Source organism: Halarchaeum acidiphilum MH1-52-1 (genome assembly GCF_000474235.1).
Classification (GTDB): domain Archaea; phylum Halobacteriota; class Halobacteria; order Halobacteriales; family Halobacteriaceae; genus Halarchaeum; species Halarchaeum acidiphilum.
The window spans coordinates 1-8653 of the sequence record NZ_BATA01000091.1; the positions used below are offsets into that span (position 1 = coordinate 1).

Here is an 8653-nt window from a genome sequence, read left to right on the forward strand (position 1 = left end):
TCCTCGTCCGACGCGTCGGCCGGACCGGCGGCGGCGATGGCGAGTTCGTCGGGGATCCCGCCGGTCTCGTCCCCGTCCGTGGCGGTCGCGCTCTCCGCGTCCTCCGCATCGCGTCCCGCGCTGTCCACATCACGGCCGACGTCGGTGATCCCGCCACCACCGATCGTGACGCTCCCTTCCGCGGCGTCGTCGCCGTCGGTGACCGTCTCGGCTCCATCGTCGGTGTCGGCGTCCGCCCCATCGTCGGTGTCGGCGTCCGCCCCATCGAGCGCGGTCGCGTCCGCCTCGTCCACCGGCGCCTCAGAATCGGGGAGGTCCGGGAACGCGAGATCGGCGGAGACGACCTCGTAGACGCCGATCTCGTCGGCCGCGCGCTCGAAGGCCTCCTCGCCCGTGAACACCTCGGGGAGGTTGCCGACGAACGCGACGGGGAACGATCGGCCGCCGTAGTAGGCGACGTAGTAGTCCCCGCTCAGGACGTTCTCGGAGAGTTCGACGTAGCCCGTGAACCCCGCGTCGCGGAGGGCTTTGTCAGTCTCGGCGACCGGCGTCTCGTTCGTGTAGTAGCTCGCGCGCGTCTCGCCGTCGGACACGCGCATCGCGAGGAGAAGCGCGAGGGATCGATCCGGGGCCTCGCGCACCTCGCCCGTGCCGTCGACGACGTCCGCGACGGTGCCGTTGGCGACGGTGACGGCGCGCCCGTTGACGAAGAAGAGGTGCGCGTCCCCGACGGAGACGACGCCAGAGAACTCCGCGGCCGCGAGTTCAGCGAGCGCGTTCGCCCCGCCCGCGTAGGGTCGGGCGTCCCACGACTCGACGCGCTCGACCGTGCGTTCCTGCATACGCCCCCCGTGGCGGCACCGACGTAAAACGTTTTCCGGCGATCTAGAGCTTGCCGCCCGCGTCGTCCGCGAGCTCCTCCATGCGCTTGGAGATGCGCCCGGCGTTCGAGAACTCGTCCTCGCTCATCGCGACGGCGAGCGCGTTCCCGAGAACGAAGACCGCGTGCTTGTGTTCGCTCTTCGATTTGTGGACGTGCGACGGGTCGATATCGAGCTCCTCGTACGGCTCGAAAACGCTCTCATCGACCCCCTCGTATCCCGAGAACGTCTCTTTGATCTCCACCATCTGCTCGTGGAGTTCGAGCAGTTCGTCCTTGTGCATACCGCGAATTGGACACAGCGAGGGTTAAACCTTGCTCGCCAGCAGGTCACATACGCGAAAAAGCGATCAGAAGACGTACTCGTCGTCGTGGCCCATCATGCCCTCGTCCTCGAGACCCGGCTCGTCCTCGTCCATCGGGCCACTCGTCTTGTACGCCTTGATGCCCGCGGAGAGGAGGTCCTCGATCGCGTCCTCTCGAGTGAGGAACTCGCCCTGCTCGACGAGCTGGGCGATTTGCATCTCGATGTGGTCGGGAATGTTGATTTCCACCTTTGGCATTCGTCTGATCCGAGATTTGGCGTCCCTTGGTATAAACTTGGCGGGCCGATTTCTCTCTTCCAAAAACATTCATCCCTCATCGAAAATAGAAGTTCCCAATCTATATATCCCTCTTCCCCGATACCGGTACGATCAGGGGCATCGAGTGCGTAGACCGGCACGTGAGCCAGCCCGCCGTGCGCGACGTGACGGGACTCTATCGGGAGTTCGGCGACGAGCGCCTCCCGCCCGGACAGCGCGAGGTCGAGCGATTCCCCGTCCTCTCGATGGGCGAGACGCCCGACTGGAACCCCGAGACGTGGACGTTCGACGTGGGCGGCGCGGTCGAGACCGCGCGCTCGTTCACGTGGGACGAGTTTCGCGACCTCCCACGCGAGACGCAGCGACAGGACTTCCACTGCGTCACCGGGTGGAGCAAGTTCGACTGCGAGTTCACGGGCGTCACCGCGACGACGCTCCTCGATACCGTCGGCGTCGCGTCCGACGCCGTCCACGTCATGTTCCACGCCATTGATGGCTACACGACCGATCTCCCGCTCGACGCCGCCGCCCGCGACGAAGTGCTGTTCGCGTGGAGCTACGACGGCGACGACCTCCCGCGCGAACACGGCGGCCCGCTCCGCGTCGTCACCCCGCACAAGTACGCCTACAAGGGCGCGAAGTGGGTCGACGGCGTCACCCTCCTCACCGAACCCGAACGGGGCTACTGGGAGCAACGCGGCTACTCCGTCACCGCGAATCCGTGGGCGGAAGAGCGGTACTCGTGACGGGTGGTTGTACGGAGAACCCCCGCGGACGCTAGCTCGCGTGATTTTTCGCCTGATCTCGATGTGGAACCGCTGTTCGGTGTGTGCGCGACCTTTTCCTGCGCTCGCCTTCGGCTCGCTGGGAAACGCTCGACCAAAAGCCTGCGAGCCTCCCGTTGGTCGGCTCTTGGCCCGCTCGCTTCCTCCGGTCGCTCGCGGTAAGTGCGCTAGTTGTATCTGACGAGTTCTTCGACTGCCGTCCACGTGACGAGTGGTTCGTCAGATCCCGGTAGTAGCGTGGGAGCGGACTTCTACTGTCCCCACATTCGGCCTGACGGTCTCGTGTGGAATCGCGCGGTTCACTCGCGCCGTCAGGCGCGAGGCCAAGGATCCCCCGAAGGGGTGACGCAGGCTTTTGTCCGCAGAACGCGGAGAGTTCTGCAGGATCAGCGAGAGATCTTCTGATATCTCGCAGAGGTCGAGCGGATCAAGCGCGCGGAGCGCGCGCTGCAAAAGGTCGTAGGTGCTAAGGCGCGCGCCCCCCGAGTGTGAGTCGATGGATTCACGCGAGGGCGTCGCGCGGGCCGATTCGGCGACGCTCGTCAGTCGGACGGTCCGGGTGCCGGACGCGTCGCTGTCGGGGCTGTTGCGGACGCTCGGGAAGCCGACGGTCGTCTGGGCGGGACCGTCGGAGCCGTCGGTCGCTGGCTACGGCGCGGCGGTGCAGGTGACGGCCGACGGACCCGACCGTTTCGCGGCGGTCCGCGAGCGCGCGAGCGAGGTCTTCGAGTCGGCTGATCGGCCGGCCGACGCCCCCGCGGCGGCGCGGCCGCGCTTCGTCGGCGGGTTCGCGTTCCACGACGGCCACGCGGGCACCGGCCCGTGGGACGGGTTCCCGACGGCGGCGTTCGTCCTGCCGCACGTCCAAGTGGTGACGACTTCCGAGGGGACGTGGCTGACCGTGAACGCCCACGGCGCGAACGCGAGCGAGGCGACCGTCGCGGAGACGATCACCTCGGTCCGCGAGCGGTTCGACCCCGACGAGCGACCGGTGGGTCGGCCGCCGGGCGTCGTCGAGACGGCGCGCACGACGTCGCGCGCGGAGTGGCGCGAGCAGGTCGCGGCCGCGACCGAACGCATCCGCGCGGGCGAGTTGGAGAAGGTCGTGCTCGCGCAGGCGCTCGACGTGACGCTCGCGGACGCGTTCTCGCTCCCCGACGCCCTCCAGCGGCTCGGAGACGCCTACCCCTCGTGTTTCCGGTTCGCGCTCCGACCGGCCGACGGCGCGACGTTCTTCGGGGCGTCGCCAGAACGCCTCGTGACGCGCGAGGACGCGGACGTTCGGACGGGCGCGCTCGCGGCGACGGTCGGGCGCGGCGAGACGCCGGACGCGGACCGGCGGCTCGCGGCCGACCTCCGCTCGTCGGCGAAGTACCGCCACGAGCACGAGGTGGTCGCCGAACGCATCCGTGAACAGCTCGCCGACGTCGCGACGGCCGTCGAGACGGGCGAGCGCCGCGTCCGCGCGCTCGAAACCGTCCAGCACCTCTTCACCCCGATCGCGGCGTCGAGCGACGCGCACGTCCTCGACCTCGTGGAGGCGCTCCACCCGACGCCCGCAGTCGGGGGGTTGCCGCCGGACGCCGCGCTCCGCGTCATCCGCGAGACGGAGACGTTCGATCGCGGGTGGTACGCCGCGCCGGTCGGGTGGTTCGACGCGGCGGGCGACGGGACGTTCGCGGTCGCGCTCCGCTCCGCGCTCGCCGACGGGACGCGCGTCCGACCGTTCGCGGGTGCGGGGATCGTCGCCGACTCGGATCCCGACGCCGAGTGGGAGGAGGTCCAACTGAAGTACCGGCCGATCCTCGACGTCTTCGAGCGGGGTGAGCGGGAGTGAGCGCGCCGAATCGCGCGACGCTCCACGCGCGCGTCCTCGTCGACGAACTCGCGAAGGCCGGCGTCGCGTCGGTCTGTGTGGCACCGGGGAGTCGCTCGACGCCCCTGACGGTGGCCGCGGACGCTCATCCCGACCTCGCCGTCTTCTCGCACCTCGACGAGCGCGCCGGCTCCTTCTTCGCGCTCGGTCGCGCGAAACGCGCCGGCCAGCCCGTGGCGCTCGTCTGCACCTCCGGGACGGCCGCGGCGAACTTCCATCCGGCCGTCATCGAAGCCTCGCAGGCCCGCGTCCCGCTCGTCGTCCTGACCGCCGACCGCCCGCCGGAACTGCGGGACAGCGGCGCGAACCAGACGATCGATCAGGAGAAGCTCTACGGTGACGCCGTCCGCTTCTACACGGACCTCCCGGAACCCGCCGCCGAAGCCCGCAAGCTCCGGTCGGTCCGCGTCTCTGCCGATCGCGCCGTGACGGCCGCGACCGGCGCGCATCCCGGTCCCGTGCACCTGAACGTCCCGTTCGCGAAGCCGCTCGAACCGACCGCCGTCGCGTCCGACTCGCCCCACGCCGTCCCCGAGGGATGGGCGGACGACCACCCGTTGGCCGCGCGGGGACGCGACGGCCCGTTCGTGACGACGACGCCGGGTCGCATGACGCTCGACGATCACCGACTCGCCGACCTCGTCGCGGCCGTCGAGGGGGCCGAGCGCGGTCTCATCGTCGCCGGGCCGACCGATCTGGAGTACGCGGCCCCGATCGTCGCGCTCGCGGAGGCGAGCGGCTTCCCGATCCTCGCCGACCCGCTCTCCGGGCTGCGATACGGCCCGCACGCTTCCGAGATACCCCTCTACGGCGGATACGACGGCTACCTCGACGAGCGCGTCACCGCCGACTGGTCGGGTCCCGACCTCGTCTTCCGCGTCGGGGCCTCGCCGACCTCGAAGCCCCTCCGGAACTACCTCGCGCGGACCGACGCCCGGCAGGTCATAGTCGATCCGGCGGGCGAGTGGCGCGAGGCGACGTTCACCGCCACGGATCTCGTGACCGCGGATCCGGGACGTCTCGCCGTCGCCCTCGCGGATCGAATCGACGCCACGCACGCGAGCGCCGACTGGCCCGCGCTCGAGCGCGCCGAGCGCGTCCACGAGTCGGTGATCGCGGACACGGATCGGTTCTTCGAGGGCGCGATCGCGCGCCGCGTCGTCGCCGACGCCCCGGATCCCGCGACGCTGTTCGTCTCGAACAGCATGCCCGTCCGCGACGTGGATCGCTTCGGCGCGGTCCGCGACGCCGACCTCACCGTCCTCGGCAACCGCGGTGCTCCGGCATCGACGGCGTCACGTCCGCGGCGCTCGGCGCGGGGAGCGCGACCGACGATCCGCTCGTCCTCCTCACGGGCGATCTGGCCTACTATCACGACACGAACGGCCTGCTCGCGCTCTCGCGCTGCGGTGTCGACGCGACGATCGTCCTCGTGAACAACGACGGCGGCGGCATCTTCCACATGCTCCCGATCGAGGCGTTCGACCCGCCGTTCGAGGGGCAGTTCAAGACGCCTCACGGGTTGGACTTCGCGCCCACCGCCGACCTCTACGGCTTCGACTACGTCCGCACCGACGGGCGCGCCGACTTCGCGGACGCCTATCGCGCGAGCGTGGCGAGCGACGGCACGCAGGTGATCGCGGTGTCGTCCGACGCCGAAGCCAGTCATCGCGTCCGCGAGTCGATCCGCGAGCGCGTCGTCTCCGAACTCAAGGACTAAGGTCGCGGCGTCGCCACGTTCGCGTATGCCCTCCGCATCTCGCGTCGTCGGTGCCGCCGTCGCCGTGCTCGTCGGCATCGTCGCCCTCCTGTACTCGTTCCTCGTCGCCCAGCAGCTACTGCTCGGCGTCGGCGTCGCCTTCGCGCTGTTCGTCGTCGCCGCGTTCGTCTATCACGCGAACGCTTCGCGCCGGTCGATCGTCGTGTTGACGATGCTCCTCACGCTCGTCTACGGCGCCGCCACCCTCCAGTTGCTCGTCGCCGTGATCGCCGCCTGCGTCGTCTACCTCAGCGCGTGGCTCACCGGTCCCGACAGCCCCGTCGACGCGCCCGACACGACGATCCTGCCGGCCGGCACCGCTCTCGAACGGGCTGGCGGCGCGGACGACGCGGACGACACGGACGGCGTCGGCACCTCCGACACCGAGGAAGCCGACGCGACGGACGACCGATCGACGGACGACGAAATGACGGACGACGAAATGACGGACGACGAGACGTAGGCGAGGAGCCGAAGCTTTTAGCGCCGTCACCGCGCTCACACGGACGTGAACGACGTCTCCGAGATCTTCGATCCAGATCGGTGGGAAGCGGTAGCGGAGTTCGACTTCGACGACCTCACCTACCATCGCGCACGCGACGTCGGCGCGCTCCGCATCGCCTTCGATCGCCCCGCGGTGCGCAACGCCTTCCGACCCGGCACCGTCGACGAACTCGCGACCGCGCTCGATCACGCGAAGCGCCAGTCGGACGTCGGGTGCGTCCTCCTCACCGGGAACGGCCCGAGCGAGAAGGACGGCGGCTGGGCGTTCTGCTCGGGCGGCGATCAGTCCGTCCGCGGCGACGAGGGATACGAGTACCGCGAGGACGAGGGCGGCGAGACCGAGGAGATGGACGAGGCCGAGGCCGGCCGCCTCCACATCCTCGAAGTCCAGCGCGCCATCCGCTTCATGCCCAAGCCCGTCGTCGCCGTCGTCCCCGGCTGGGCCGTCGGCGGCGGCCACAGCCTCCACGTCGTCTGCGACCTCACGCTCGCGAGCGCCGAGCACGCGAAGTTCCTCCAGACCGACCCCGACGTCGCGTCCTACGACGCCGGCTTCGGCTCCGCCTACCTCGCCAAGCAGATCGGCCAGAAGAAGGCGCGCGAGGTCTTCTTCCTCGGGAAGACCTACGACGCCGAGGAGGCCGTCGACATGGGGATGGCGAACGAGGCCGTCCCGCACGAGGAGCTAGAGGACGTCGCGTTAGAGTGGGCCGAGACGATGTGCTCGAAATCGCCGATGGCGATGCGCATGCTCAAGTACGGCTTCAACGCCACCGACGACGGCATGGTCGGCCAACAGGTCTTCGCGGGCGAAGCCACTCGCCTCGGCTACATGACCGACGAGGCCAAAGAGGGCCGCGACGCCTTCCTCGAAGGGCGAGAGCCGGACTTCGACGACGACGCGTGGTACTACTGAACCTTTTGTGTCGTTCGGGCGCGCTTCGCGCGCCACTCACGGCAAAAAGCGTCACCAAAAAGGCCGCGAGCGCGGCGCGTTCGCGAGGGGTACGTCGAACTCGACCGCCGACCTTGAGAGGTGGTCAGCCGACGAAGGCGGCGACTTCGTCGTTGAACTTCTCCGACTCCTCCCAGAACGGACAGTGGCCGCTCTCCTCGATGGGGACGTGTGTCGCGTCCGGGATCGTGTCGGCGAGCCGCGCGTCGACGTTCTTCTGCCACCAGTACTCCGCGTTCATCGTCCAGCCGTGGATCAGGAGTATCGTCTCGCCGCTCCCGCGATCCTCGTAGTAGATCGGTACCCCATCGTTCGTCTCGAAGTGAGCCATGAACTACCGTCTCACTCGAATGAATGGGCTTAACGGTTTCAGCCGCCTCACCAGATGATCGGCGGGCGACTCGCTCTCCTACTCCTCTTGGGCGTCCACTACCGCGACGGCGGCGAGGTTGACGATGTCCTTGACCTCGTCGCCGCGCTGGATGACGTGGACCGGCTCGTCCATTCCGGCGAGGATGGGACCGATGGCGTCAGCGCCGCCGAGGCGCTGGAGGAGCTTGTAGCCGATGTTGCCGGCCTCGAGGTTGGGGAAGACGAGGCAGTTCGCCGGCCCGTCGAGTTCCGCGAAATCGTACGTGTCGGTGAGGATGTCCTCGACGACCGCCGTGTCCGCCTGCATCTCCCCGTCGACGGGGAAATCGACCGTCGGGTCGTCGTGGAGCATCGAGACGGCGTCGCGCGGCTTCGCGGTGCCCTCGTTCTCGACGCTGCCGAAGTCCGAGTAGGAGAGGAGCGCGACGCGCGGGTCGACGTCGAACTGCCGCGCCGTCTCGGCGACGTGGTGGGTGATCTCCGCCAACTGCGCCGGCGTCGGATCGAGGTTGACGGTGGTGTCGGCGCAGAAGATCACGCGATTCTTGAACGTCAGCATGTAGACGCCGGCGACGTAGTCGGTGTCGGGGGCGGTGCCGACGACCTGCAGCGGCGGGCGGAGCGCCGAGGAGTAGTGGTGGGTGAGTCCGGTGAGGAAGGCGTCCGCGTCGCCCCGCTCCACCATCACGCTCCCGTAGTAGTTCGAGTCGCGCGCGACGAGCTCCGCTGCCTCGCTGCGCGTCACGCCCTTGCGCTCGCGGATCTCGTGGAGGCGTTCGGCGTACGCCTCGGTGTCGGCCGTGTCGGGATCGACGACCTCCGGCTCGAAGTCGAGACCGAGATCCGCGGTGAGGGACTCGATGGTGTCCCGATCGCCGAGGAGGACGGGATCGGCGATCCCCTGATCCTGTAACTGGTAGGCCGCGCGGATCATCTTC

At 69.0% G+C, this 8653-nt stretch carries 8 protein-coding genes and 2 pseudogenes; 5 read left to right on the forward strand and 5 right to left on the reverse strand.

Features of this window, described 5'->3' with window-relative positions:
* The 3 genes and pseudogenes from AOZ13_RS12345 to AOZ13_RS12355 all read right to left on the reverse strand — a co-directional run.
* A pseudogene (locus AOZ13_RS12345) lies at positions 1–842 on the reverse strand (hypothetical protein); the annotation flags it as partial.
* A 43-nt stretch (positions 843–885) separates the two neighbouring features.
* Positions 886–1164 (reverse strand): UPF0058 family protein, encoded by a 279-nt coding sequence (locus AOZ13_RS12350; protein WP_020221171.1) that lies wholly within the window; start codon positions 1162–1164, stop codon positions 886–888.
* Between the two features lie 66 nt (positions 1165–1230).
* A complete protein-coding gene (locus AOZ13_RS12355; RefSeq protein ID WP_020221172.1) occupies positions 1231–1443 on the reverse strand; it encodes a DUF7120 family protein in 213 nt (70 codons plus the stop codon).
* Between the two features lie 161 nt (positions 1444–1604).
* Between AOZ13_RS12355 and AOZ13_RS12360 the strand changes: the two genes are divergently transcribed.
* The 5 genes and pseudogenes from AOZ13_RS12360 (at position 1605) to AOZ13_RS12380 (ending at position 7304) form a co-directional block, all read left to right on the forward strand.
* Complete coding sequence (locus AOZ13_RS12360) at positions 1605–2210, forward strand: sulfite oxidase-like oxidoreductase (protein ID WP_044957298.1); 606 nt, start codon at positions 1605–1607, stop codon at positions 2208–2210.
* A 535-nt stretch (positions 2211–2745) separates the two neighbouring features.
* Entirely contained in the window at positions 2746–4086 is a 1341-nt protein-coding gene (locus AOZ13_RS12365; RefSeq protein WP_021780742.1) for an isochorismate synthase, read from the forward strand.
* A pseudogene (menD, locus tag AOZ13_RS12370) lies at positions 4083–5845 on the forward strand (2-succinyl-5-enolpyruvyl-6-hydroxy-3-cyclohexene-1-carboxylic-acid synthase). Before AOZ13_RS12365 ends, menD begins: the two are co-directional and overlap by 4 nt.
* A 25-nt stretch (positions 5846–5870) precedes the next feature.
* The gene (locus AOZ13_RS12375) at positions 5871–6347 is read left to right on the forward strand and encodes a hypothetical protein (protein ID WP_020222116.1); all 477 of its coding nucleotides are present in this window, start codon (positions 5871–5873) and stop codon (positions 6345–6347) included.
* A gap of 45 nt (positions 6348–6392) precedes the next feature.
* The gene (locus AOZ13_RS12380; RefSeq protein ID WP_020222117.1) at positions 6393–7304 is read left to right on the forward strand and encodes a 1,4-dihydroxy-2-naphthoyl-CoA synthase; all 912 of its coding nucleotides are present in this window, start codon (positions 6393–6395) and stop codon (positions 7302–7304) included.
* A 124-nt stretch (positions 7305–7428) separates the two neighbouring features.
* Here the strand turns inward: AOZ13_RS12380 and AOZ13_RS15095 are convergent, their stop codons facing one another.
* On the reverse strand, positions 7429–7674 hold the full coding sequence (locus AOZ13_RS15095; RefSeq protein WP_020222118.1) for an alpha/beta fold hydrolase: 246 nt from the start codon (positions 7672–7674) through the stop codon (positions 7429–7431).
* 78 nt (positions 7675–7752) lie between these two features.
* Positions 7753–8653: phosphate acyltransferase (locus AOZ13_RS12390; protein ID WP_267879324.1), on the reverse strand; the 901-nt coding region annotated here is incomplete at its 5' end.